The following is a 26570-nucleotide window of genomic DNA, read 5'->3' on the forward strand; positions in this document are numbered from 1 at the left end:
TAATATGCAATCACACCCGTTATAGCAATTATTGGCCGCTTTAATTGTGAATATTTTCACTTAATTGGTTTTATTGTATCAAGAATTGGAAGTTAAGTCATTAATCTTTTCCCGATTCGCACTTTATTTTAGTATGTTATAATCAAAAAAATTAGCCAAGGAGAAGCCTATGATACCTATTCAAGAGATTACAGACCGGAACCAGACACTCTCCCAAGAACTGCTAGTCATCTGGGAGAACGCTGTGCGGGCTACGCACCTATTCCTCACCCCGCAGGATATTGAAGACTTGCGTCCCTTAGTTCTGCAAGGGATTGCAGAGATCCGGCATCTGATTACGTATACCCATCCGGAGGGGCATTCCCTCGGCTTCATCGGCATTCAGGATCAGAAGATTGAAATGCTGTTCGTAGATCCCGCAGCCCGGGGACAGGGGATTGGCAAGGAACTGGTCACGTACGCCATACACACTCTGAACGTACACTCCGTGGATGTGAATGAAGACAATCCCCAGGCTGCCGGATTCTACGAACATTTAGGCTTCCGGGTCTACAGCCGCTCCGAACAGGATGAGCAAGGCAAGCCATGGCCCATCCTGCATATGCGGTTATAGCATGAACAGCCGTGACTCTCTCGCCGTCCAAATATTCAGCGCCTGCGTGCGGACTGCGGGATTCGCATGATTCCTATACTCCCGCAGACGCTCTGACGGTTCCGGGCTCCAGCGGAGCGCCGTTCCCGCTGCTTCCAGCAAGGACAGTCCGAGATACGGAGCTTCATAAGAAGGTTCTGCCCGCAGCACATCCACAATCTCAAGCAGTGTCTCCGGTGTCCAGTACCCTGCGCTGTTCTCCAGGCTGACGGCAAGCCCGCTGTACAACCCGCTCAAGAGCTGTGGCTGACGGGTTACCTCCTGCGCGATCCGCTTCACGTACCCGGACCCTTCCTCTGCCTTACTCCAATCAATCACTGCAATATATAAGGTCAGGACCAGCGGTTGTAAAGTCTCATCGGCGGCAAGAATATCGGCTAGCTCCAGGTAGAGCGGGGTAAGCTGCACCCTTGTACTCATGGGCAGACTCGTAAGCTGGTTGATGAGCACCTGCAGACGCTGCCGGTGGGGCAGATCTCTGTCCGCCGCTGCATTCCATTCCTGCATCACGGGCGTTGCCGACAGCTGCCGGCAGATACCAGCCACAACCGCATTCACTTTGCCGTCCCGGGCGGCTTCAATCAGTGTCATCATCGCGAACTCCCAGCTGGAGCTGTCCTTCAGACCCGCAACCGCCTGAGCCGCAGCCGCGGCAACGGTGCCTTCATAACCGCTTGTCCACCACTTCATGGAACTATAAGCCTGGCTGCTGACCGATACATCCGGATGATCGGCAATCTTTATGATTAAGTCCAGATAGCGCGGTCTGTAAGCAAGCGGAAGCGCAGCAGGCTGCTGGGACAACAAGCTCACTGCGATATCACGCTCTGGAGAAGCAGCGATGGCGCTTAGCACCTCCCAGCTCCGTTCATCGTCCAGCAGACCCCTGGCAGCATGCCCTATAGCAATCACCACATCCTTATGCACAGCAGGCTTCGCGAACTCACGCAGGAGCAGCGGAAGACTGTCCTCACTTCTATACGCACCAAGCAGGCGGATGGCTTCCTTGCGGACCGTGATCTTCAACTTCTCCCGGCTCAGCAGCGCCTTCAGTGCCTGAGACAGCTGCTGCGGACTGACCCGGCGGATGCACCTCGGGATGGAGTACATCGCTACACGGGCCCGGTCGCTATCCAGATGCTCCAGCAGCACAGGCAAGGATTTCTCCGGCTCCTCCAGCAGGGACAGGGCATGAAGCGCTGCCTCCGCTACCGCCACCTCTTTGTCCTGTACCAGCTCATACAGCCGCTCCGGGTTCACATCCGGCATGCTTGCCATGATTCTAATCGCTCTGGCACGCTCAAACAGGCTGTACTTGGCACCGAAGGCGATTGTGCTTAACAGGGCACCATACGCCTCCTGCTGGCGCGGCAGCCAGCGGTGAAACCCGTCCGCAGCCGGAACAGGATATACCGTTTTGCCTGAGAGGAACTTACCCTTGATGACAGCCCCCGACAGGTAAGGGTCCAGCCATTCCTGACGCTTCAGATGCAGATGCTGAAACATCTCGTGGATCGTGATGTACGATGGATCTGCATCCAGCAGCTCCTTCACCCGTTCATCGCGCGTCTGCAGCGGCTCCAGCCAGAGCCGGGTTGCCCGGATCGCGGTTCCCTCGGTTTTGGCCCGGGTGGCTTCCCGTAAGAGCTGCTGCAGCTTGACGATGCCATAGCCTCTTTTACCAAATGAAGTTGCCAGGCTCAGCACCAGGTTGTAATTCTCCCGCTTCCCCGCCTGTGCGGCGTAGGAATAGATACTGTCAAAGATGATCTCTTCCACGCCCCGCGGCATATTCTTCGCAAGGGACGGCAGGGAGAGCTGCCCGTCCTGCTTCGCCAGCTTCTGGAGCGTGTTCAGCGCGAACTTGAACAGCTCCCCGCCCGGCTCCGCCGCCTGATGGCGCAGAATGGAGAAGGCCAATTGCTGCACAGAGTATCTCGTACCGTAGGAGGTGTCTCTGGCGTCAATCACACTGTCCACCAGCACAGTAAGCGCAGGGACATGAGCAGCCTCGTACACAGACGCCGGACTCTCTGACAGCTCCTTGAACACTGCCCCCCGCACAGGGTCCTGATCATTGCGAATACGGCTTAAGGTCAGCAGTGTGGCATCCATGCCCTGTCTTGCCAGAACCGTGCTGCGGATTAGCTGCATCAGCGCCGTGGCGCGTTCGTCGGCATTCGATACCCGGGTGGCCTGCTCAAGCTGCTCACGGACCTGAAGAATGGAGCGGGCAGCAGTAATGCGCAGGGTACGCTCCCGGTTTTCCTTGATCTCACGCAGGCCCAGCATCCGGGTGGCCTCCCGGTCACGCAGCTCATGCGGTAATACATACAGCAGCCTCTCCGGGAAAATCCACTCCCGGCGCTTCTCCTCCTCATACACAGCATCAAAAATCTCCTGGCGCTTAGATGGCGCAAGATGCTCCAGCAGCCGCGCCACATGCTGGGGCTGGTCCGCCAGCAGCTTGGCAAGCTGCGACCACTCGTCCATGGAGAGGAGCTTCGCCCGCTTGAGCACAGCTTCAGGCACACCGTAAGCCATAAGCTCACCTCGCGTCTGCGTCCGGATCAGCAGCTCATACACCGCGCCCGGTCTCAGGCGCATCAGTGTGCCGAGATTCGCCTTAAACGCAGGCGGCAGCAGGTCTGCCGGTCCATGGTTCACCGCATAAGCCAGCACCAGGTCAGGCTTGCGACTACTCAGCTGCTCCATCGCGGAGGAGAACCGTGACCAGACCGTCCCCTTGGCCCTAAGCGGAGCTGCTTCCAGCTCTCTGGTGAAATACTCCGCGACCACCTCCAGGTGGCGGCTGGCCAGCTTCTTCCAGTCCTTGATCGCGTACCCCAGCTCCGCAAGCCGCGCGCGGACGGTTGCCGCAGAGCAGGCCTGCAGCACAATCGCAGCCTCCTCCGGGCCCCACCGGGCCTGGACCACAGGCAATAGCCGTTCCGCCAGCTCCTGGCGGTTCATCAGGGCAACCGTGCGCAGCAGCTTGCGGCGGCAATCCTGTGAGAGCAGCGGAAGCTCGCGTTCAATCTCTTCGCCTGAGGCGACTTTGGGCAGCAGGCCCGCAGCCACATTCCGGATGCTTGCCATGGGGTGCTTCAGCCCCGCCAGAATCACAGAAGCATCCAGCGTAGCGATCGCCCCCATCAGGGCCAGACGCGCTTCATAAGCCCCGCCCCCAAGTAAGGAGGTAAGTAGCTGTGAGTATTCCGGGGACCCCAGGTGATCGCGGCCTAGTCCTGTGATTGCTTTGATTCTATCGGAATACCCTAATTGATCCAGTTCCTTAAGTAAGCGCTCTTTGGTAAGCAGGTCCTGTCTGACCATGGTAAGTCCTCCTCTTGAATCGGTTCTGATTTCTTTCATCTTACAAAAAGCTGGAGTCCGCCCGCAACAAACCAAAGGGTAACCCCGAATCCGGTGCTTCCACCATCTTCAGGATTACCCTCTATACTGCTTGCTCTATCAGTCTACTCTTTGTCTCGCTTAGCCTGAACGAACACATACGTGTTCTCGTCCGACAAGGCCGCTTCATACCGGAAATCAAACCCGCTGAAGCCCTGAATCTCCTCGACGCTGGTAATCTGCTGCTCCGCCATGAACCGGACCATCTCGCCTCTGGCCATCTTGACCAGCGTCGCCCGCTCCACCACCTTGCCGCCGATCTCCTGCCCGAATACAACGCTAACCATCCGGACATGGCTGCTCAAGTACGGAGAGATGCACTTGCTATATTCCTTGGAGGCCAGATTCACAATAGTGTCACTCTCTGCGAACAGCTGGTCCGCCAATCTTCTGTTCCAGAACTCATAGAGGGTACTGAAGCCCGGCCCGCCCAGCTTGGCCTGCATCTCCAGCCTGTAAGGGACCACCCCGTCGAACGGCCGGACGATCCCATAGAACCCGGACAGGATCCGCAAATGCTGCTGCAGATAGTCCAGCTCCTCCGTCTGAAAAACCCCCGGCGCCATGTACTGGTACTGGATGCCCTCATAGGCGAAGATCGCCGGGGTCAGATTCCGGGTTAGATCCATCTCTTCAATCCGCTGCATATTCAGCGCGGCAATAGCGTCATTGCATTTCCACAGCGCCTTGGCTTCTGCGTAACTCAGCTTACGAAGCAGGGACAGGAGCGTCTGTGACTCGTGTAAGAACTGCGGAGCCTGGCGGGATTCCAGGAAATCCGTGTCCGTCTTCATCTTTTTGGCAGGTGAAATGATGATTCTCATGATATGCTCTTTTCTACCCCTACGGGAAAATAAATGTACCTCTATACTATCATATTATTCCCTCGCCGGCCCCCGGCCAAGTTATTCAGCAGCAAGCGGTACGAAGACAGAGGCGCAGTTCGCCCTCCCCTTATTCCCCCATCACCCGAATCACCGTATCAAAAGCTTCCAGCTCCACAACCTGCGGACCGTAGTCCGTCCCGATGGTGGTAAGCTGCGGCTGACCGCTATTGTTGATCACAACCAGGCGCTTGCTCTGCGGATAATACGCGCACTCGGTGTAGAGATTATCCGGGAGGTAGCGGGTCTCCTCCAGCTCATTGCCGGCATAGCGGATCAGATTCAGCAGCAGGCGGGTATTCTCCCAGTTGAAGGCAAAGGACGGCAGGTAGATGCCCTTCCCTCTCCCGAAGCTATTCACCGTCAAGGCCAGCTTGCCCTCTGCCTCACGGACCACCGCAGCAGCCCCGTCGGTCAGATAAATCCCGTTCTTCGGCGTGAGGCTGACGCCATCCGGCACCAGTCCCTGCACCGGCTGAACCTCATAAGCCCATTTGCCATGAGCTACCCTTGCGCCCATATCCTCATCCACCCCGAGAACATGCGCCATCCGGAAATAGTGATCATAGCCGTCCACGGCGGAAGGCTGATTCACTCCGATGAGCGCACCGCCCTTATATACCCATTCCGTCAAGGCGTCCACCGCCTGGCTGTCCTGCCAGTGGTTCCCGCCGCTCCATGCGGAACCGGCGCTGCCTGCATTGATCACCACATCCACATCCTGCAAGGCACCCTGACGGATATCCTCGAAATCAATGAACCGCACCTCCACCGGCAAGCCGGATAAGGCCTCATTGATATGAATCAGGTCATGCATATACGTCTCATGGAAGTGGCCGGAGAGGGTCCACGACCGCAGCTTGCCCCACGAGTGCAGAACAGCTACCTTAGTCTTGATGTGATAAGGCTGCCCCTGCCGGTGCAGCTCCTTGATCTCCCTGAATTCATCCGCAATCTTCTCAATATACGCACAGAAATCCGGGTAAGGCTCGACCAGATGCAGATAGCCGCCCAGGCCGATCCGGTTGACCGGCTCACGCAGCAGGGCGCGCCGGATGTTAATCCAGTATTGCTTCGCATCGAGTGTGGGATTGCCCCCTTCCATGAAGGTAGGTGCGCCGCCCAGGCCAACCGGGAACAGATACGGATGCAGCCGGATCTCATGCGTCTCCACCTTCACCCCTGAGCAGAGTCTGGCTTCATAGCCCGAGAACACGCATTTGATCATCCCGTCGAAGCCGAACTCCCCGAAGCGGTCATTGTATGGCTCAGCGCCCACCCAGCTGTCATCGTAGAAGACATAGGCCAGCTTGCCGTGCTTATGGACAATGTCAATTAACTGCTTGCCGAACCCGATGACGAAATCGTTGATAAAAGCCATATAGTCGAGCTTACGCTGCTCTGCCGGGATATGACTGACACGGTATTTGCCGCCGTTCACGAAATCCTCTGCGGTCAGCGAATAGCCGTATTGCTCCGCGAACAGATCCAGACCCCGCGCACTCACCGTGAAGTCGTAGGACCCCCAGTCCGAGAACAGATGGCGGTTCTGCCCGCTGCTGCCCCAGATCCAGGCGAAATTGTAGAACAGGGAGGTGAAGCGGACCACTGTCGTCGCCTGATGCTTCCCGCACCAGTCCTCCATCCAGTCCAGCAGGTACTGCCGGGTCCCCTCATACATCGGATCGATCTGCATCAGATGCTCTTTGTCCCAGTGATTCGTGGTGTGGTTGTACATGGAGATCTCTTCCCAGATCCGGTAGGCCATGAAGCTGACCGTATATTTATGCCAAGGTGTAATGCCGGTTAGCACCACATTGCCGGACTCCCGGTCGTAATTCCACTGCTCCCCCGGCACCTCCTTCCCGGTTGTCCGGTCGTACACCTGCCAGTACTTGAATGCCTCAAGGGAATCATTCACCCTGAATTGCTCTGCGAAGAAATCCTCCAGCAGATAGATGGATATGTAATCCTGAACAGCCACCTTCGGACTTGTAATCAGGAAGGTCTGCTGCAGCTTGTCCGGGTTCCTCGACGCCCAAGCGTTATGGTCGCGGATGATGCACAGGGTCGAATAGATGCCGTAACCGGCACTAATAATCTCTTCTGACAACTGCGTACCGTCACTGTCACGAATGACATCGGCCCCCCAGCGTTCGGCAAGCTTCAAGGTCAGTGCTTCATAACCGGCTTCCCCCGGCAGGGTAAAAGCTCCTGTGGAGCCTGTAGATAATTTCGGCAACGGGAATTCCTCCTATTTCAGCAGATCCGACAGGAACGCAAGCGCGAGGCCCTGGCCCCAGCCCTGAGTCCAGTCCTTGGGAATATGGCGGTACCCTTCACGGTCCTTCATGACGGCGGTGCCGCCCGATACGTTCAATACGCGTCCGTCTTCAGTGATGTTCTCCAGGATGCCCTTCAGGGCTTTTTGCACATATTTGGTATGCAGCGGATTGCCGTTATTCACCATGGCCGCAGCAATTCCGCAGGATGCCGATACCTCTTCATAGGACTCCTCATCGTCCAGCAGCGTACGCCACAGGCCATTCTCCGTCTGTACCAGCTTCAGCGCCGCCAGCTGATCCCGGAGCGAGCACTCCACATCCATGCACTGCGGGTACAGGTACCACTCCTTAAGCAGCGGCTTCACCTGCGACATCGTATAGGCTCCCCAGGCGTTCGCCCGGCCCCAGTACAGCCCGGACATATGGTCCTGCTTCACATGGTTATAGCCGTGGAACCAGAGGCCGGTGCTGGGGTCCTGTAAATATTTGATGTGCCAGTAATACTGGTTAAGCGCGTCCTGGATCAGCTCCTGATCCTCCAGCTTGCTGCCCACGCGCAGCAGGAAGAACGCCGCCATGAACAGCGTATCCGCCCAGGCCTGCTCCGGGAAGTCATTAGATACCGAGACCGTATGCTGCAGCACATTGTCCCCGAACCGCAGCGCGCTCCCCCGGATATAGCCGATTTTACTCAACACAATATCCCAATACTTCTGGTCTCCGGTCTCCTCGTACAACGTGATCAGCATATGGCCCATGGCACAGGTGTTGACCGTAAAGGCGGGCAGCCCCAGTTCGATATATTCATCCACCCACTTCACCAGCTGGTCCAGATACTCCCGGTTCCCCGTGGTCTGGTAAGCTCTGGACACCCCGTAATAGGCAACGCCGCAAGGCCACTCCCACGTTAAATCCATCGCCAGTGTCTTCCTGGCAACCTTATCGATTACGCTTAAGATTTCTTCCCGGTTATAGTTGACTTGAAGCATGTGTATTCCCCTCTCCTGTTCCCCGCGTCTCTTGAAGACAGCTGCCACCCGTCCATCCGCTTGGAAGCGCTTTACAGAATCTATTGTAAGCAGTAAAATGTTCTACATCTAAGCACATTCATATCAAAACTGCGCAATTTCGACCCTTTATTCTTCATTCCTATTCTAACGCAAGAAGGACAGGAGCTGCTGAAGATGCCCAGAAAAAAGAAACCCGTCATTGAGTACCGCCACTACAGCCTGCCGATCCAGTTCCCTGTCCTGCTGCTCAGCGGCGAACGCTGGAAGATCTCCGACATCAAGAGCGAGCATCTGCATTTCCACAACCACCTGGAGATCGGGATCTGCTATTCAGATAGCGGGATTATGGAGATTAAGGGCGAGAACGTGCCTTTTGCCGCCGGGGATGTGACCTTCCTGCCGCGGTATCTGCCTCATACGACGTACAGTTCGCCGGGAGAGGCCAGTCTGTGGTCCTATCTGTTCTTCTCACCGGAGGATCTGTTTCAGCATTCCTTCAAGAGCGCCTACGCTGGCTTCGAGCCGAATCTCTGGGCAGTGCAGGGCGCGAACTGTATTCTGAGCAGAGACAAGCACCCTCTAGTCTATACGCTGGCTACCTCTATCGTCCTCGAATTGCAGCAGCAGAAGCCTTATTATCAGGAGAGTGCATACGGCTTATTGCTGTCCCTGTACATTGAGCTGCTCCGCATCCATTCTACGAACGAAGCCTTGAGCAGCCAGGAGGCCGGGCATAGCCTGAAGAGCGATTTCGTGATCTCCCCTGCGCTGGAGTATATCACCAGGAACTATATGACGCCGATGACCATTGATGATCTGGCCGAGCTGTGCCACTTAAGCACCACCCACTTCCGCCGCAAATTCCATGACATCATGGGCACCGCCCCCCTGGATTTCCTGAGCAGCACCCGGATTGAGGAAGCCTGCAAGCAGCTGAAGAGCACGGAGGATTCGATTCTGGAGATCTCAGAGAAGGTCGGCTTCCACTCCATCTCCAGCTTCAACCGCTGCTTCTCCAAGCTGCTGGGCGTCCCGCCCAAGGAATGGCGCAAGGGTGCGCAGTCGGAGGCGCAGTCGGCGAAGGCGAGTATTCTGGAGTTCACGGGGTGGGTGTGAGTGCAGGTTATTTTCTTGCCAGCGCTACTCTTCTTATACTCTCTTGGGTCCAGGGAGGAGCCAGAGGGTGATCCATAATTTCATCGTGGGTCAGCCAATGGACGGCTTCCACTTCATCAGGACTCCGGGTGGTTGCTGTACCACTGTCATATTCACATAGGAAGACCATATTGATGACATTGCGTCCGTCCTCAGTTACGAAGGAGGAGCTATACACAAAAGTAACCTCATCCTTGATCACGATGCCAACCTCCTCATCGCATTCGCGCTTCACCGTCCGTTCGAGGATTTCGAGCGTGTTGCCCTCAATCTCCACTTTGCCCCCTACAAGAGCCAGAGTCCCTCCGGCATGCTCTTCTTTGGTACTACGTGTAATCACAAGCCACTTATCTTCCTTACAGATTGCTGCTTCTACGTTAACAATGAACACGTGCCGCGCCCCTCTTATGATAGATTCTGTTAAAGTCAATTATAGCAAGAACCAGACCTCATATAGCAAATACAAGGCTTCCAATCGCCCGGGTAATCAGCAAGTGTATATAACGCCAAAAAGCGAATTCAGCTTATGCCTGAATCCGCTTTTTGGGGTTTGTACAGTTTAGTTTATACCATTAATCAATCAGCTCTGACTTCTGGAGCAGACGCTGGATCAGCACCGCCACTTCTGCGCGGGTCACGTTGGCTTTGGCCTCCAGCTTATTGCCGCTGCGGCCAGTGATTAAGCCGGCGGAGGCTGCGAGCGCCAGACTGTCCTTCGCCCAGGCTCCCGTGCGGCTTGCATCCGTGAAGCCTGCAAGCACGCCTGCGGTGTCCACTGTGCCCGTCTGTTCCGCGAGACCGGTCAGCTTCATCGCCTTGGCGAGGATGTTCATGGCCTGCTCGCGTGTGATCCGGTCTCCGGGACGGAAGGTTCCGTCCTCGAAGCCGGTAATCAGCCCCGCCCCGGACGCTGTCCCAACTGCTGCTGCATACCAGCTATTCGCCGGAACATCTGCGAACTTCGCAGCTCCCTCTCCAAGCTTCAGGCCCAGACCGCGTACGATGATCGCTGCGAATTCTGCCCGGGTGATGTCAGCGTTCGGGTTGAACGTGGATTCGTTCACCCCGTTAATGACCAGACGGGAGCCCATGTCATTCACTGCATTCTTCGCCCAATGCTTCTCCACATCCGCGAACGTCAGCGGATGCCAGACCACCGAATAGGTGCTGTTCGTCAGACTGTTGATCTCTGCGTAATATTTACCATCCTTCTGAATGAATCTGGTCGGTACATGACGCACCGTTCCATCCGGATCGACAACAATACCCGTGGTAAGCCGGTTCGGGTTACCCCCCTGCGGAAGCGCCACTGTCCGCGATACATATGCATTCAACCGGCTCAGCTCTACTGTTGAGGTTCCTGAAGAAGCAGTAACTGTGAAATCCAGAATAGGCGTTGCAAGGGTCAGGCCGCCTCTGTCTGCCGCAGCGGTAACCACCTGATTCATGGCAGCCGAAGCATCACCAATGGTAATTCTCAGCGTAATATCCTCAAGCTTAACTCCGTTGCCTAATCTTGCGGCCAATGCGCCGATGTTAATCTCGGATGCAGGCAACGTATAGCTGCCCTTGCTGGTCTGAAGCACCAGGGTGGCCGCCACATTCTCCATATTCTTGATCATCTGGCCGCTCAATTCGCCGACAATCACATTCGAATCCAGCATCATCGGGATAGTTACTACAGCTCCGTTCCCCTCGGCATCCAGCTTCGCCTGAAGTTTGGCCGGATCTACAGCAATGGTCGTTGTTCTGAGATTGCCGATGGTCGTTGTGGTTGCTTTGCCTGCATTCTCCTCCTTGCCGTTCACAAGGACAATCACATCGGTAACTGTACTGGCCGGATTCCCGGAAGGGGTCCCGCTGTTCGGGTTACTTCCGCTTCCCGGGCTTACCGGATCGGGAGTCGGCGTTACCGGAGTAGTCATCGTAACTACTGCAATGACGCTGCCGTATTTTACCACCCTACCTTCACCATCTACCTCAGCAATGCCAATCGTATCTCCGTCGGCTGCCGGAATCAGTCCCTGACTGCCTACAAGCGTGTATCCGGTTAGGAGCTCTCCCACATTCGGCACGATGATGCTGCCAGCACCAAAATTCTTATACAGCAGCTTATGTCCATCAGCCGGTGCAGGCGTAACCGTGATTTGTGTATAGCCGTTATTCTCTGCACCACTCGGATCACTGGCACTCACAGCCAAGTCCCCGGCAGGGATCAAGACATTCGTTGTAAAAGTCAACGTAGTTGCCGGTCCCGCAGGAACCGATCCGCTGGCCGCCACCCGTACCTTCACAGTATGCTCGCCGCTGAGGTCCGGCAGGTTGGTTCCGTCATAACGTAGGAAGGGTCCTTCATCCACAGAGAATTCCATGCTGGTGTTCAGGCCAGCAATCGTATTGTTCAGATCATCCGCCACTACTTCTGGAGCCCCCGGGATCACGGCATCCGAGTCATGCACAGTCACCTGAGCAATAGCAGAAGCAAAGTCCGTTGACGTAGCCTTCACCCGCACATAGTACGTGCCTGGTGCAAGATTGGTAATTGTAGTGTCTGTAACTTCTGTCCAAGCCTCTGTGTCCCCAATCCGGTATTCCATCTGGACGGTCAGATTCTGCAGTGTTCCGTCATTGGCTCCGTTATAGGTCACATCCGTTACACTCACTCCGACTGGAGCGGCCTGACGCGCGGGAACACCCAGCACTTGCGCATCACTATCGGTGGTGGTCACCCCGTCGCCCGTCTTCACGATAATCAGGGTGGTTCCCAGCCAGCTGCTGTCCAGCGGCAGCGTTCCGTCCATAGTGGCCGTAACAGCCGTACCATTTACGGTGTATACCCCTTCTGGAATCAGACCTGTCAATCGCTCAGCCGTGTAATCAATCACCGCCGCAGGCGTCACTTCTGCCTCAGAGGCAAAAGAATTCACTGTCACTTCCACCACAACGGAGCTGAACGCCGTTGCTGTCGCCTTCGTGCGGACATCATAGACGCCTGGTGCAAGGCCTGTGACGGTGGTGCCTGTAACATCTGTCCATGCGCCTGCTGTACCTTGTCTGTATTCCATGGCTGTTGTCACATTCGTGAGCGTGCCATCCTTCGCTTGAATCGCCGTTTCGTCTGTTGAAGCTACACCCGCAGGCGCTGCCGGACGGGCAGGAAGGTTCAAGGTCTGCGCCGCACTGTCAATGGTTGTGGACGCATTCCCCTGCTTCACCAGGCTCAGGGAGCTGCCCAGCCAAGAGCTATCCAGTGCCAGCTTGCCATCTGCATCCGCTGTTACGGTCAACGTACCGTTCAGTGTATACAGGCCATTCGCCGTCAAACCGCTCAACTGCTCAGCTTCGTAGTCAATGACCGCTGCTGGTGTGGCTTCCAGAGTGGGCACGTAGGCATTCACTGTTACAGCTTGTGCTTCCGAGGCAAAAGCTGTAACCGTACCCTTCGTACGGACATAGTACGTATCCGGGACTAACCCGCTTACGCTGGTGCCTGGAACATCTGTCCATGCGCCTGCCGTACCTTGTCTGTATTCCATGGCTGTTGTCACATTCGTGAGCGTACCGTTCTTCGCTTGAATCGCCGTTTCGTCTGTTGAAGCTACGTCCGCAGGTGCTGCCGGACGGGCAGGAACAGTCAAGCTCTGCGCCGCACTGTCAATGGTTGTGGACGCATTCCCCTGCTTCACCAGGCTCAGGGAGCTGCCCAGCCAAGAGCTATCCAGTGCCAGCTTGCCATCTGCATCCGCTGTTACGGTCAACGTACCGTTCAGTGTATACAGGCCATTCGCCGTCAAACCGTTCAACTGCTCAGCTTCGTAGTCAATGACCGCTGCCGGGGTCGCTTCCGGTATCGCTACATACGCCACAACATTCACGCTCTGTGCTTCCGAGGCAAAAGCCGTCAAAGTCGCCTTGATCTGGACGTAGTACGTTCCCGGAGCAAGCCCCGACACTTGTGTGCCCGTCACATCCGTCCATGCGCCTGCGACACCTTGCTTGTACTCCATGGCCGGAGTCACATTCGTAAGCGTACCGTTCTTCGCGTTAATCGCCGTCTCATCCGTTGCCGTAACTCCGACAGGTGCTGCCGGACGAACAGGAATGCTCACGGTTTGCGCCGCACTGTCAATGGTCGTTGACGTATTTCCCTGCTTCACAAGGCTCAGGGAGGTTCCCAGCCACGAGCGATCCAGCGCCAGCTTGCCCGCCGCATCCGCCTGTATTGATAACGTGCCATTCACCGTATAGAGACCATTCGCCAGCAGACCGCTCAGCTGCTCGGCCCCATAGTCAATCACCGCTGCCGGGGTGGTCTCTACCAGTGGCACATACGCATTCACCGTTACACTATACGCTTCCGAGGCAAAAGACGACGCCGTCCGTTTCACACGGACCTCGTACGTACCCGGAGCCAGGCCCGCCACTGCTGTACCGGTCACATCTGTCCATATTCCCCCGGTACTTAGCTTGTACTCCATCGCAGCATTCACATTCGCAAGTGTACCGTTGTTCGCCTCTATTCCCAGTTCATCCGTTGCCGTCACACCTGTTGGTGCCCCGGGACGGGACGGAATGCTCAGCACCTGCGCCGCACTATCTACGGTTGTCGTAGCATTTCCTTGCTTCACAATACTCAGGGACTCTCCCAGCCAGCTCTGCTCCAGCGCCAGCGTGCCAGCCGCAGTCGCCGTTACCGCTGTACCGTTCACGGTATACGTGCCATTCGCCGTCAGACCGCTCAGCTGCTCGGCCTCATAGTCGATCACCGCTGCCGGGGTCGGCTCTGCCGTTGGCACATACGCATTCACCGTTACACTATGCGCTTCCGATACAAAAGACGACGCCGTCCGTTTCACACGGACCTCGTACGTACCCGGAGCCAGTTCCGTCACTGCTGTACCGGTCACATCTGTCCATACTCCCCCGGTACTTAGCTTGTACTCCATCGCAGCATTCACATTCGCAAGTGTACCGTTGTTCGCTTCTATTCCCAGTTCATCCGTTGCCGTCACACCTGTTGGTGCCCCAGGACGGGAAGGAATGACCAGCACCTGCGCCGCACTATCTACGGTTGTCGTAGCATTTCCTTGCTTCACAATACTCAGGGACTCTCCCAGCCAACTCTGCTCCAGCGCCAGCGTGCCAGCCGCACTCGCCGTTACCGCTGTACCGTTCACGGTATACGTGCCATTCGCCGTCAGACCGCTCAGCTGCTCGGCCTCATAGTCGATCACCGCTGCCGGAGTCGGCTCCAGCGCCGGCTTGAACAGCGATACGGTTGCCGTCAGCGGCGAACCGCTGACCGTGTATCCGCTTGGCGAATTCACAGCTACGGATACATCGCCCTCGCCGGTCACTGAAGTAAGCGCAAGGCTCCAGGCCGTCCCCGACCCGCTCAAGAACCCTTTTACCGCAGAGCCTGTACCATCTGTAATGGTGATATCATCTGCCGTCAGCCCGGCTATCGCAGCATCAAAGGTCAGGTCAATCTTCGTTGAAGTGGTTGTTCCGGGTACGCCGTCTGCTACTGCCGATTGCAGCACTACCGGAGTTAAGGCCACCCTGTTGAACAGCTTGCCGGTGATTCGGAAATGAGTGGCATCTGTGTTATCTGTTGTGATGAAAACAATCTTGTCTCCAAAGGCCGGATATACAGCGAACTTCGCATAGTACTCCACATTGAACATCCAGGTGTCTTCATTGTATCCCTGAAATACAGCCGGAGCGGAAGCCACAGCCTGATCCGTTGTATACAGCAGGGTTCCATCATTGTCATAGTAATTCAGGTAAGCGTACTGGGTTCCCGACCACTCTGTGCCGTAGTTATAGGCATCGTCAATGGCCTTATTCGACGCGGCATCCGTGCTTACCGTTACGAATCCCGGCAGTGCGCCTGCCTTATAGACAGCGGCAGATGCCTCGCCCAGCGAACCATTTACGTTAAATCCGCCTTGGCTTACACCCGCATTGTCATATAAGGAGGCACTGGTAATTCCGGTTTGCCAGCTGTATTGACTGAACATGAAATTCCCGTTGCTCAGCGTAGACAGATACAGCTGCTTCTCATTCGTTCTCGCGCCAACATTAATGGTGGTTATGGAGGTTCCGTTGTTATTGAATAACTGCAGATAGATATTATCGTTTGAGGGTCCCGAATTGTACGCAGCCATATACACGCCATCACCAGCGGCTACGTAGGACATGCTCGCATTAGCATCTACCAGCAGGGTTTCGCTTGATACCGGTACGCCGGCAGCAGTGAAGACACGGGTAACCGTGCTTTTATTGTCATTTCGTTGCCAGGAAAAAGCGATATCGCCGTTAGACAGCTCAGCCGCAGAGATAAAGCGCGTTAGCTGCGGCAGACTGGCCGCACTGAAGGTATTCAGCCGGGTCTGGCCGGTCACCTTCTGGCCGTTCTTATCCAGCACTATGAAATAGGCATTTGGTGTACTCTCGATAACTGTGCCTAGCTGCGTGTTGTACTCGCTGGAGTCGCTTTTACTGTACATAATCAGCAAATTGCCGTTATTGAGTGCAAGCATACTCACATACGTCATTTTGTAATAGGTGTCCATCAGGCTGCCCAGGTTAACGTCCGTCATAAGCGTTCCTGCGCTGTTAAAGACTCTCAAAGAGTTAGATGCCGTGTAAGAATTCCCCTGATAGACGAATGAATTCAGCAGGACCGCCGTACTTCCATCCTGTAGACCCTGCGCATCTGCCAGATTCTTGCCCGCCGCATACGTAACCGGAGGCTCAATTACAAAATCAGCCGCTTCATTGAACGACGGCACCGCCGCATAGACACGGAGTGACATCATGGGCAGCAGTCCGATCACCAATACCACAGCCAGCCCGATTTTCCCCAATTTCTTAAACATCGCTTTCCTCCTTGTCGAATGACCATTTCCATAATATTGATAACGCTTCCGCAAAATTCTGAACATGCTCTGCACATGCTCGACATTAGCAAGCATTAGTTTTTCATACTGGTTTATCGACATTTTTCGAGATTAAGTTAACAATTCCGACAAATTATTTTTAAATATTCCGACAATAAATGTGTATTAAGTCCTTGCAAGAAATAAAAAGATGAAAATGCGCGCAAAAAAGCCCGCTCTGCCGATTTAACAGAACGGGCTGATGAATATCTTCTACATTTCTTCCACATACCGCTTGGCTTCACCAAGGGGCATATCCGTATGCTGGCGGACCAGCTTGATGGCGGAAATGAGCTGTCCCTCCTTTTTTAGCTGACGGACATGCTCCTGAACTTCTTCGGGAACGGCCTTCAACGAAGTGCTTGCTGCCTCCCGGCGCTTCAGCTCCGCGGCTACCCGCTGCTCCATATCCGGTGTCAACGTCTCGTCTACAGCCGCGGCAGGCACCGGCCAGCGCTCCGGCTTACTCCCCCGGACTGCTGCGAGCAAAGTACCTACAAGCGAATAGAGCACCATATACTGGGCCAAACGATACAGGTATAACCATATGGTACTTAACGTGACCACCTTCCCACCTGGCTTCAGAACGGCGAGATTATCCGAAATGACGTATTGGCCTGGCGCATAATTATTAACATCCTGGTTCAGCTGCAATTGACCTATAGGTGAGACGATCCATTCCAGCGGCTTGTTGGTTACGGGGTTCCCGGCTGTGTCGATCATCATGCCCAAGAACGAGAAGAGGGCGACGGCAAAGACCAAATAAGCGGACCAATTCAACCTTTTGACTAACACCACAATACTGAACACAACCAGCAACGTCAGACTTCTTATGTAATCGTTATGTAGGAATAATTGAAAAACTACCGGCAGCCCCCATCCAAACAGCAGCACCATCACAGCCGCAAACCCAAAGAAAAACAATAGAATCTTAACATTCTTCATCACTTAATCCATTCTCCTTTCCCGCCTCCTATCCTATATTTACCCAGAATGAAGTCATTTGAGGCGATCCTGTTTATAGTACAATTATAGCTGTCGGCCACATGTTATAATATGCAGCCTATTATCAACCCAGGTGAAGGAGGATTTATTTACTATGAATGAATTGTTAGATATGAAGCAATTGTTCAAGCAGATCATCAAGCAAGACGTCAAACCTTTTTTCGCCGCACAGGATTATCGTACAAAGGATCTGAATTTCTACAGAACAGAGGGCCAGCTCAGCTATAAAATCAATATTCAGAAATATAAGTACAATACACACAAGCAACTCAGCTTCTATGTAAATTACAGTATTCACTCCGAAGATCTTGCGCAATATAGGCCTGCTGTGTCTCTGGGCTTGGCTCACTTCTATACCCGGATCGGGAACATCGTCCCCGCCGCCCCGGAACGCTACTTCCTGACGCCGGAGGTAGATGTGGACAAGTTCACGGCAGACCTGCTGCTCCACTTGGATCAGGGTCTTCAATTCTTGTACACCTTAACCGATTCCAGGGCCATTATTGAATACTATATGCAGCGGACAGCACTGCATTTAAGTGAGGAGACCTTCGGGTTCCTGCTGGATACTGGGGATACAGAGACTGCGGAGCAATACCTGAAACAGCTCCAAGCGAAATACGGCGCCGAGAAGCGCTGGGGGATCTTGGAGAAGAAGTATGCAGCGGTCTGGGAGAAATACGGAAGCTCTTCCTAGCGCACCCGATCCAATTGTGATCGCTTTTCCGACTACATTTCGCCTACCCGGCGCACACGGTCCAATTGTGATCGGTTTTCCGACTACATTTCGCCTACCCGGCGCACCCGGTCCAATTATGATCGGTTTTCCGACTACATTTCGCCTGCCCGGCGCACACGGTCCAATTGTGGTCGGTTTTCCGACTACATTTCGCCTTCGCGGCGCACCCGGTCCAATTGTGGTTGGTTTTCTGTGAAAATACGTTTGGTACAACCTGCGATAAACTCCCGCTACTCATTTTCATGCTGGCGTTGTGCCTTGAAAGGCAGGTTTGTTGTGGCATAGGTTGGGCCGTGCGTACTCGCCCCTCCACAAATAAAAGGGCTTCCCGCTCTCGTAAGGAGACATCGGGATAGCCCTTTTTCAATATACATCTGTTCAGGTTAGGATAAGTTCTCCGTCAGCAGCGTGAAACCTTCGATCACCGCATCCTCATCAATCTCGATCATGATGCAGCGCTTGCCCTGGTAATTCACCTGCCGTACATATCTCAAGTCCTGCGGGCTGATCGTGATGGAAGCGACCTTCGTATCGATCTTGATCGACTTGGAGGTGAACTTCGGGATGACGCTGCTGGCCTTCAGCTCATAGTGCTTATTGTCCACAATGGTCTCGAACGCGCGCTCCACCTTCTCCGCCGTCACATCCTCCACGCCGCTGGCCTTCAGCACACGCTCCACATCGCGGTAATCGAGTCTCGGCGGCTCTTCCTCCTCCGCGTTGTCTTCAATCACCTGATGAATCTCCTCGTACACCTGGGCAATGGTCGCCACATCGATCTGTTCGCCCGCCACTTCCTTCACGATGTCCTCAAAAATAGACCGTTCCTCCAGCGCCGTCACCGACCGCTCCGCATTGAGAACCTGCTCGATAAATTGCGCATTCGGGTTATTCGAACTCCCTGTGCAATAGAGCACACGGTTGATATCCGAATAGTTGTCCGTCACACTCGGGTAGAAGAAGCCCTGCTCCGGCGTGCTCAGCTTGATGATGGGATCAACCATGATATTATATTTGAATTCCCGCTCCACATAATCGAACAGAAGCGTCTTGCGCTGCTGCTCCGTGGAATTCACGCTGCACAGAATGAACGGATGCGCGAATACCTCGTCCTTGCCGGTCTCCTCAGCTTCGTCGTTACGCGCCTTGGTCGGCCGGAAGTATTGCCCCCTTACGAATGTGATGACCGCATCCTTCTCATACTTGGCATCCACCAGCATTTTGTCCACCAGCATGAGCATCAGGTCCTGCCACTCCTCCGGGTCACCGGTTATCAGCCCCTGGTGCAGCATCACCTGCGACGGCTCCTCTGCTTCCTCCAGGAACTTCAGCTCGAACAGCTTCTGGTCCAGCTCGCCCGTCAGCAGCTTGCGGAAGTTGCTCATATACAGCTCCTGCTTCTCACGTTCCAGCATGGCGAACGGCTGGCGCTCGAAGTGGTAGATTTCGTTCGTTTCTTTCATAATATAGACATTCAGAATATCGTACAGATTCAGCTGATCATGGTCCATCTTGAACTGCTTGCGTATATGTGCGGCTTCTTTCTTGATCATGGCTTGTGACACAGCTCCTATGAAATGAATTGGTTGTATCAGTATAAACGATAGCATAATCCTTCGCTAGTTCAGTATTCTACTACACAATAACCATATCCAAATACCGCCGCAGCCCCGCCTCAGTACCAGGGTCCCTTAGCCACTCCCCCAGGCTCCAAGTCATATAACGCAGGCCGAGATACCGCGAAGCAGCTCTATAGCTCTGCCCGAACGTATCCGCAGGAAGCTCCCATCCCAGCGAAGCCAGCACCTCACGGTATTCTACAGCTTGAGTCCGGTCAATTCGCATCGGGATGTCCAGGAACAGGGAGCCGTACCGCGCTTCTTCCCAGTCAATGAACATAACGTCATCATTATTGTGTACCAATACATTTCCGGGATTCAGATCATTATGTATAAGCGTGTGTGTGGTTTCATCCTTCCAGACGGCTTCAAGCTCGTCCACTATTTTCCCCGATACGGCATCGATCTCAGATATATAGGTCCCGAAGGTCTCCACGAACCGTTCATTGTGCTTGGCCTCTTCCCATGCGGGCTTCCATATTCCATGAATTATAGTCTCTATGTATGCACGGTTAACCCGGGGGAGCCAGGCTAACTCCTCCTGCAAACCACGATTACGGTTATGAATATAAGCCAGCGCCTGCATTTCCTTGTGCTGAAGCATCCCGGTATCCAGATTCTGATAATCCGTCTTATAATCTACGTCCTGAATACACAGAAGCACCCTATGGTCCGAATCCAGATTACCCGCTCTGCTAAAAGGAACATTAGCCCCCTGATCCAATAACCGGTGCATTACCCGCCGTTCAATTCCATTCGCCATTTTGGTAATCACAGAGCTATACTCTTGTCTGCCTTCAATCTCCACGAGAATCCTGTGCCGGAATAAATCCACCGCCTGATAGCCAGAGTGTATCGGAGTGCTGTCGATATCAAGGACCTTTGCCTTATCAGACAGGAATTGCCGCACAGTCTCCTCAATTAAATCCATCCCTCCGCCAATCTCAAATCTCATGATTTCCCTCCGCCTCTCCCCGCTTGATCGCATACATCCGCTTGTCGGCTTGGCGCAAAAGAGCATCCGGAGCCGTTCCGTCCTGCGGATACAAGCTGATGCCGATGCTCATATCGATCTTCAGCTCTTCGCCTTCATAATCCAGCGTGGCCTGTGCAGCCGCCGTCAGCAGCCGGTGTTCCAGCTCTGCTGCGGTCAGCCCGCCCCGGGCCACGGGGCAGAACAGCACGAATTCGTCGCCGCCGAAGCGGGCCGCAAGCCCGTCCGGCTGGACCAGCTGATGGAGCATAGCCGCTACCTTACATAACATCTGATCTCCGGCCTCATGCCCCCAGCGGTCGTTCACCTGCTTGAACCGGTCGAGATCCAGCAGCAGTATCGCCAGCTCCCCGCCGGTCTGCCCGGCTTCCGCAAGTGCCTCCTCCAGCTTATCGTAGAACTGCCTGCGGTTCGGCAGCCCGGTTAGCGGATCATGATAAGCCATGAAGGCAATTTGCCGCGCATGCTGATTACGCAGCCGGATATCGCGGATGAGCAGGACGGCATGAAGCTCATGGTCCACGGTCACATAGTCTCCGTTAATCATTACCTCGATCAGACTGTCCCCGTTATGCAGCACCATTTCCAGCTCACCGATATCGTCCTGTGCCTTAAGCTTCGCTACGATCCCCGCACCGCCCAGATCAGCAAGGTTAGCCTTCCCCAGAGTCAGACGGTCGAACATCTTACCGGCACTCGGATTCGCTTCCTTAATGCTGCCGGACAACGAGACGAGCAGCGCAGCCTGCGAATTGATCTGGAACATCTTCTTGTAGCGCTGTCCTGAATGATTAAGGAACTCATACCGCTGCATGGACAGCCGCAGCACGAAGCACCAGATCAGCCCTCCGTAGATATACGTATAAGGCGGAAGCACTTCATTGAAGCGGAAATAGCCGAACACCGCTACCCAGAGAAACGTCACCCAGGAGCCATACTCCAGCAGCCTGAAGATACCGTCATGCTCCTGATAGGCAGGATCTGCGGCACTCCACTTGCGCCTACTTCGCAGCATGACGATGGGGACTAAGCTAAGCAACAGGCTTGCCGTCAAGGTCCCGTAATAGGCTGTATTGGCCACCGGCCATTTCCACACCCCGGATACCGTGAACAGCTGGACGGAGGTATAGGAGCGTTGACCAATAAGTCCCGCCGGAATGGCCAGCGTTAATATGTGGAACAGATAGGGGTACCATGGCCGGGGCATCCGCTTATGTAAGCCGATTAACCGGGCAATCAGATGGAAGCCCAGCCCTGGAATAAGGATACCCGCATTGGCGAACCAGACCGCAGCCAGCAGCGGACTATATTCCATTGGCAGCATATACCGGAAGTACTCCTCCAGGAACATCAGGAAATAGCACAGAATTGTAGCGCTTACCAGACGATGTTCAATCTTCCGCGGGTTGCGCAGCAGCACATCCATTCCCATGTAGAAAAAGAAGAGCATCGGCAGCCAATAAAATACGACAGGTATCCATACATGGGTCGGGCTCATTTCTCTTCTCCTCTACAGTCTGTCACGGACATAGTTAATCTTAATTTTAATATATTACCGGGCGGAGACGCCGTCAATGAACAAGTTCTGCGGTATGGCTTAAGGCGTCGTATTGGCTGCGGAACAGCAGATCATACGCTTCATTCCGGTTACGCAGGTTAGCATGGGTATCGCAGGCTGCCACCTTCCCGGCTTGCAGAACCAGCACCTTATCACAGTCTTGAATCGTAGAGAGGCGGTGCGCGATTGAGATCATGGTTGTGCCGGCAGACAGACGCTTCAGCTCATTCCTAATGTCGCTCTCATTCTCAGGGTCCAGGGCACTTGTACTTTCATCGAAAATAATAATGTCCCGCTCCTGCACCAGCGCCCGGGCAATCGACAGCCGCTGCTTCTGGCCCCCGGAGAGCTTCATCCCCTTCTCCCCGATAACCGTATCCAGCCCTTGCTCGAGTGATACAATGAAGTCATAAATATTGGCGCTGCGGCAGCAGGCTATCAGCTCCGCTTCCGTTGCCCCGTCCCTCGCCAGCAGCAGGTTCTCCCGGATCGTCATATTGAACAGAACAGGCTCCTGCACCACGATGCTTACCCTGGCCGCCACACTCCCGCTGTTCACTGCATGCAGATCCGTGCCGCCGATGCGGACGCTCCCTCCCTGAGGCTTCATCTGTCCCGTCAGCAGCCTGGCAAGGGTAGACTTGCCGCTGCCGCTCTGCCCTACGATGGCTAGATGCTCTCCCTTCCCCACCGAGAAAGAAATCCCGTCCAGTGCGAAGGCAGCCTCCCCCTCATAGCGGAACTGCAAATTCTGAACCTCAATCTTTTGTCCGCTAATGCGTTTGTAAGGCCGCTGGTCCGTCTCTGCCTGCAACAGTCCGATCACTTTACTGATATTCACCGAATCATTCTTGTAATTCATCAGGCCGTTGCTGATCGTCTCGATGAACCCGAAGAACTGCCCGTAGAAGCTGATGAACACCAGCAGCACACCGACCTCCGAATAACCCTTAATCACGAAGAGTCCGCCAATGAAATAGATGAACAGTTGGGTAATGAAGTTCTTGGTGAAGAATGAATAAGTAACGCCCAGATGCTGGTAGAGCTGGCTGCGGAACCACACCGGACGGATAGCTGCATAATGCCCGTTCAATTCCTCCAGCTGGGCCTCCTCCAGATTATTGGTCTTAATATCCTTCCAGTTCTGCAGATTCGCATGTAAAAAAGATTCGTACCTGTTCTGCAGCGTCCACAGCTCCTCCCCCGCCTTTCTCGTCTTCTCGCCCAGGACATTCACCGTCAGCAGGGAGACCGGAACGAAGACGAAGCTAAGGAGGGCGATCCGCCAGTCATAGCTTACAAGAATCACAGCCAGCGCAGCAGCATACAGGACAGCGTAGCTGAAATCTAACAGATGCACCGTGAAGAACCGTCCGGCTGCGGCTGAATCCTGCTCGATCCGGCTTTTTAGATCACCAATGCTGTACCCGCTATACTCCTCATAATCCAGGCTGCTCACTGTATTCAGCAGCTTGCGCTTAAGCCTCAGGTCATACTTCAGGAGCAGCTGGTTGGAGTAGCGCTGGCTGACCGCAATCCCGGCCGTCGTAAGCAGGAATACCGCCAGATACCCCGCGATAACCGGCCATAGGCCACTCAGTTGCTTCTCTACCAGCACGCGGTTGACAAGCAGGGAGTACAGAAATAACGGAAGCAGCCCGCAGACCAGATTCCACAGCTTGAACAGCGCGAGCGCCAGCAGCGGCTTACGGACACCTTCAATTCCCTGTGTCAGCACCTTATAAACAGCCCATCTTGTCATGGTCATACTGCTTCGCCTCCTGCGCACTGTTCGCTGAATAGTTCTATGTACGTTTTGTTGCTTCTGATCAGCACATCGTGAGTATCATAGCCTGTGACCCGGCCATCCTCCAGCACTGCAATCCTGTCACAGCCTCTAAGCGTGGACAGACGATGGGCGATGATGATCAGCGTCCGGTCTTGCGCAAGCTCACCGGTCATCTGCCGGATCAGCGCCTCATTCTTGCTGTCGAGGGATGAAGTCGCTTCATCGAAGACCAGAATTTTCGGATTCTTGACCAGGATTCTCGCAATAGCGAGACGCTGCTTTTGCCCGCCCGATAATGCCTGCCCGGAAGTCCCCATCACCGTGTCCAGCCCGTCCGGGAGATTCAGGACCAGCTCATGCAGCGCAGCTCTCTTAAGTGCTTCAATTAACATACCGTCCTGATCACGGTTATTCGTAAAAGAGAGATTATACCGCAGCGTGTTATCGTACAGAACCGTCTCCTGATGAACCACGCCCACCTGACTCCGCAAGCTGTGCAGGTTATATTCGTTCACATTGCGGCCATCGATTAGAAGCTCGCCGCCGTCAACAGGATACAGGTTGCAAATCAGGCTTCCGAGCGTTGTTTTCCCGGCTCCGCTCCTTCCGGCAATGCCCACAGTGCTTCCTCCCTCGACACGGAGATTGAACCCGTCCAGTACCCGCCTCTCCTCCGTATATCCGAAGCTGACATTACGAAATTCAATCGTCCCCTCCTTAATCAGTGTGGGCACCTGGGCTTCTCTGTAGTCCTCCTCCTGCTCATTCAGGAGCTCCGCAACACGCTGCAAGGACACCGTCTGCCCCCAAGTATCGGTAATCTTGCTGCCCATCGAGCTGAAGTAAGTCACAGCCATATTGAAATAGCTGGCGGCAGCCACAAAAACACCAAGCTGCATCTGCCCCTTCACAATCAGCCGGGCGCAGATAATGAACAGCAGCAGCTGTGCGGCAAGCATGATAAATGCGTTCATACGCTCGGTGGTTACCTCGATTCTTCCATTGTCCACATTCTTGTGATGGATAGAGACTGTCCGCCTCAGATATGTACGGGTTACGAGCCTCCCCGCATTCAGCAGCTTGATCTCCCGCATATTGGCCACAATTTCAAATAAGTACGAGGACAGCCTCCCCTGCTCTGCCGCCAGATCCCGGTTGACCCTGAGCGCTCTCTGCTTGAAAACCCTGGAGACCATGAACACGACAGGAACCAGCACCACCGTGAACACGCCCAGCAGGACATGATAATAGAACATGAACCCCACCGCGAACACGATATGCAGCAGATTCGAATACCCCCACAGTCCGCTCCAGAAGACGAGATTCATAATGTCCTTGGCATCGCGGTTCATCCGGCTGATCAGATCGCCGCTGTACATCCCGGAGAGGTCCTTCCCCTTCTGATGCAGAATCTTGCGCAGCAGCGCCCGCCGGATATCGAACACGAATCCCGTCATTATTTGAGAAGAGATCAGATTATTGAGCGTCGCCACAATGAACTGATTGAACAGAAGGATTCCGGCATAGATCAGACACAGCTTCAGGAAGGTATTCAGATCCTGGTCATAAAAAGCGATATTGATCAGCCTCCCGCCCAGGAACGGATACAACAGGTTCACTAAGGTCATTAACGTAGTTACGAAGAAACCGCATACAAACACCCGCTTATGCATCCGTATGAACTTGATGATCCATTGTCTCGGAGTCACAGCCCCACCGCCTTCCATATATTCACAAGGAATATTGTAGCACGGATGTTCGCATATAGGGAGTGACCAACCTCTCCATTCACCCAAAAATGGAAAGTAAGCTTTACATTCGGAACATCATGCGATACACTCTCCATGTAAAGTTAACTTTCCATGAAGAGAGTGATTCCATGAACAACCGTTTGGAAGAATTACGCAAACAGCGCGGAATCCGGCAAGAGGAATTAGCTGCGGCGCTTGAAGTATCCAGGCAGACGATCGGTTCACTGGAGAACGGCCGCTATAACCCGTCCATCCTGCTCGCGTTCAAGATCGCCCGTTATTTCGGGCTGAGCATCGAGGAGATTTTCATTTATGAGGAGGAAGAGAATTGATGAAGAAATCCGTCTCGGCTTATCTTCTGGTTATTGCAGGTGTAGTCCTGCTGGCAGGCAGTCTGTACTTCATTAGAACAGTTCAAGAGCCGGAGGGGGTGCTGCGGACACTGCCCTTTATCTGTATCGGACTGGGCTCCGGCCTGTTCGGCAGCGGGATGGGGGAACTCATCGGACAGCGCGCATTGAAGAATAGCCCCGCCATCGCCAAGCAGATGGAGATCAACAAGAACGATGAGCGCAATATCGCCATTGCCACCCGGGCGAAGGCGAAGGCCTATGATATGATGGTTTTTGTATTCGGGGCTTTAATGCTCGCCTTTGCCTTAATGGAAACTGAACTCACCGTTGTGCTGTTACTGGTATTCGGCTACCTGTTCACGATTGGATACGGCATCTATTACCGGTTCAAGTATGATCGGGAGATGTGAGCGGCGAC

General features: G+C 54.4%; 17 protein-coding genes. 5 read left to right on the top strand and 12 right to left on the bottom strand.

Annotated features, from left to right (window positions below; genetic code table 11):
* Window positions 1-169 precede the first annotated feature (169 nt).
* The gene (locus MKY96_RS24835) at window positions 170-613 is read left to right on the top strand and encodes a GNAT family N-acetyltransferase (RefSeq protein ID WP_340944142.1); all 444 of its coding nucleotides are present in this window, start codon (window positions 170-172) and stop codon (window positions 611-613) included.
* Here the strand turns inward: MKY96_RS24835 and MKY96_RS24840 are convergent.
* From MKY96_RS24840 to MKY96_RS24855, 4 genes are all read right to left on the bottom strand, one after another.
* The gene (locus MKY96_RS24840; RefSeq protein WP_340944143.1) at window positions 608-3988 is read right to left on the bottom strand and encodes a HEAT repeat domain-containing protein; all 3381 of its coding nucleotides are present in this window, start codon (window positions 3986-3988) and stop codon (window positions 608-610) included. The genes MKY96_RS24835 and MKY96_RS24840 overlap by 6 nt on opposite strands.
* 143 nt (window positions 3989-4131) lie before the next feature.
* Window positions 4132-4890: a peroxide stress protein YaaA gene (yaaA, locus tag MKY96_RS24845; RefSeq protein WP_340944145.1), complete on the bottom strand. Its 759-nt coding sequence runs from the start codon at window positions 4888-4890 to the stop codon at window positions 4132-4134.
* Between the two features lie 130 nt (window positions 4891-5020).
* The gene (gene gnpA / locus MKY96_RS24850) at window positions 5021-7192 is read right to left on the bottom strand and encodes a 1,3-beta-galactosyl-N-acetylhexosamine phosphorylase (RefSeq protein ID WP_340944146.1); all 2172 of its coding nucleotides are present in this window, start codon (window positions 7190-7192) and stop codon (window positions 5021-5023) included.
* Between the two features lie 12 nt (window positions 7193-7204).
* A complete protein-coding gene (locus tag MKY96_RS24855; RefSeq protein WP_340944148.1) occupies window positions 7205-8224 on the bottom strand; it encodes a glycoside hydrolase family 88/105 protein in 1020 nt (339 codons plus the stop codon).
* Window positions 8225-8419: 195 nt separating this feature from the next.
* Between MKY96_RS24855 and MKY96_RS24860 the strand changes: the two genes are divergently transcribed.
* Complete coding sequence (locus MKY96_RS24860) at window positions 8420-9361, top strand: AraC family transcriptional regulator (protein WP_340944150.1); 942 nt, start codon at window positions 8420-8422, stop codon at window positions 9359-9361.
* Window positions 9362-9368: 7 nt separating this feature from the next.
* Here the strand turns inward: MKY96_RS24860 and MKY96_RS24865 are convergent, their stop codons facing one another.
* The 3 genes from MKY96_RS24865 to MKY96_RS24875 all read right to left on the bottom strand — a co-directional run bounded on the left by MKY96_RS24865 (window position 9369) and on the right by MKY96_RS24875 (window position 17292).
* Complete coding sequence (locus MKY96_RS24865; protein ID WP_340944153.1) at window positions 9369-9791, bottom strand: NUDIX domain-containing protein; 423 nt, start codon at window positions 9789-9791, stop codon at window positions 9369-9371.
* Window positions 9792-9972: 181 nt separating this feature from the next.
* Complete coding sequence (locus tag MKY96_RS24870) at window positions 9973-16284, bottom strand: S-layer homology domain-containing protein (protein WP_340944154.1); 6312 nt, start codon at window positions 16282-16284, stop codon at window positions 9973-9975.
* A gap of 273 nt (window positions 16285-16557) precedes the next feature.
* The gene (locus tag MKY96_RS24875; RefSeq protein WP_340944155.1) at window positions 16558-17292 is read right to left on the bottom strand and encodes a hypothetical protein; all 735 of its coding nucleotides are present in this window, start codon (window positions 17290-17292) and stop codon (window positions 16558-16560) included.
* A gap of 151 nt (window positions 17293-17443) precedes the next feature.
* Here MKY96_RS24875 and MKY96_RS24880 point away from each other — a divergent pair, with 151 nt between their 5' ends.
* A complete protein-coding gene (locus MKY96_RS24880; protein ID WP_340944158.1) occupies window positions 17444-18046 on the top strand; it encodes a DUF4304 domain-containing protein in 603 nt (200 codons plus the stop codon).
* Window positions 18047-18471: 425 nt separating this feature from the next.
* On the opposite strand, the gene MKY96_RS24885 is transcribed toward MKY96_RS24880, so the two are convergent.
* From MKY96_RS24885 to MKY96_RS24905, 5 genes are all read right to left on the bottom strand, one after another.
* Window positions 18472-19641 (bottom strand): DUF4317 domain-containing protein, encoded by a 1170-nt coding sequence (locus MKY96_RS24885; RefSeq protein ID WP_340944161.1) that lies wholly within the window; start codon window positions 19639-19641, stop codon window positions 18472-18474.
* 82 nt (window positions 19642-19723) lie between these two features.
* The gene (locus tag MKY96_RS24890; RefSeq protein ID WP_340944164.1) at window positions 19724-20662 is read right to left on the bottom strand and encodes a phosphotransferase; all 939 of its coding nucleotides are present in this window, start codon (window positions 20660-20662) and stop codon (window positions 19724-19726) included.
* Entirely contained in the window at window positions 20652-22199 is a 1548-nt protein-coding gene (locus MKY96_RS24895; protein ID WP_340944166.1) for a GGDEF domain-containing protein, read from the bottom strand. Before MKY96_RS24895 ends, MKY96_RS24890 begins: the two co-directional genes overlap by 11 nt.
* A 73-nt stretch (window positions 22200-22272) precedes the next feature.
* Entirely contained in the window at window positions 22273-24027 is a 1755-nt protein-coding gene (locus tag MKY96_RS24900; RefSeq protein WP_340944167.1) for an ABC transporter ATP-binding protein, read from the bottom strand.
* On the bottom strand, window positions 24024-25757 hold the full coding sequence (locus tag MKY96_RS24905; RefSeq protein WP_340944168.1) for an ABC transporter ATP-binding protein: 1734 nt from the start codon (window positions 25755-25757) through the stop codon (window positions 24024-24026). Before MKY96_RS24905 ends, MKY96_RS24900 begins: the two co-directional genes overlap by 4 nt.
* A 170-nt stretch (window positions 25758-25927) precedes the next feature.
* Here MKY96_RS24905 and MKY96_RS24910 point away from each other — a divergent pair, with 170 nt between their 5' ends.
* Window positions 25928-26131, top strand: coding sequence for a helix-turn-helix transcriptional regulator (locus tag MKY96_RS24910; protein WP_036730779.1), 204 nt, complete (start codon window positions 25928-25930; stop codon window positions 26129-26131).
* Entirely contained in the window at window positions 26131-26562 is a 432-nt protein-coding gene (locus tag MKY96_RS24915; protein ID WP_340944771.1) for a hypothetical protein, read from the top strand. Before MKY96_RS24910 ends, MKY96_RS24915 begins: the two co-directional genes overlap by 1 nt.
* Window positions 26563-26570: the final 8 nt, after the last annotated feature.

The organism is Paenibacillus sp. FSL R7-0302 (genome assembly GCF_038006885.1).
Taxonomy (GTDB): Bacteria; Bacillota; Bacilli; order Paenibacillales; family Paenibacillaceae; genus Paenibacillus_AQ.

Bases quoted from the DNA above. Each gene is read 5' to 3' on its own strand.
- MKY96_RS24835 (WP_340944142.1), top strand. From the start codon at position 170: ATGATACCTATTCAAGAGATTACAGACCGGAACCAGACACTCTCCCAA.
- MKY96_RS24840 (WP_340944143.1), bottom strand. From the start codon at position 3,988: ATGGTCAGACAGGACCTGCTTACCAAAGAGCGCTTACTTAAGGAACTG.
- yaaA (WP_340944145.1), bottom strand. From the start codon at position 4,890: ATGAGAATCATCATTTCACCTGCCAAAAAGATGAAGACGGACACGGAT.
- MKY96_RS24855 (WP_340944148.1), bottom strand. From the start codon at position 8,224: ATGCTTCAAGTCAACTATAACCGGGAAGAAATCTTAAGCGTAATCGAT.
- MKY96_RS24860 (WP_340944150.1), top strand. From the start codon at position 8,420: ATGCCCAGAAAAAAGAAACCCGTCATTGAGTACCGCCACTACAGCCTG.
- MKY96_RS24870 (WP_340944154.1), bottom strand. From the start codon at position 16,284: ATGTTTAAGAAATTGGGGAAAATCGGGCTGGCTGTGGTATTGGTGATC.
- MKY96_RS24880 (WP_340944158.1), top strand. From the start codon at position 17,444: ATGAATGAATTGTTAGATATGAAGCAATTGTTCAAGCAGATCATCAAG.
- MKY96_RS24885 (WP_340944161.1), bottom strand. From the start codon at position 19,641: ATGATCAAGAAAGAAGCCGCACATATACGCAAGCAGTTCAAGATGGAC.
- MKY96_RS24890 (WP_340944164.1), bottom strand. From the start codon at position 20,662: ATGAGATTTGAGATTGGCGGAGGGATGGATTTAATTGAGGAGACTGTG.
- MKY96_RS24895 (WP_340944166.1), bottom strand. From the start codon at position 22,199: ATGAGCCCGACCCATGTATGGATACCTGTCGTATTTTATTGGCTGCCG.
- MKY96_RS24900 (WP_340944167.1), bottom strand. From the start codon at position 24,027: ATGACCATGACAAGATGGGCTGTTTATAAGGTGCTGACACAGGGAATT.
- MKY96_RS24910 (WP_036730779.1), top strand. From the start codon at position 25,928: ATGAACAACCGTTTGGAAGAATTACGCAAACAGCGCGGAATCCGGCAA.
- MKY96_RS24915 (WP_340944771.1), top strand. From the start codon at position 26,131: ATGAAGAAATCCGTCTCGGCTTATCTTCTGGTTATTGCAGGTGTAGTC.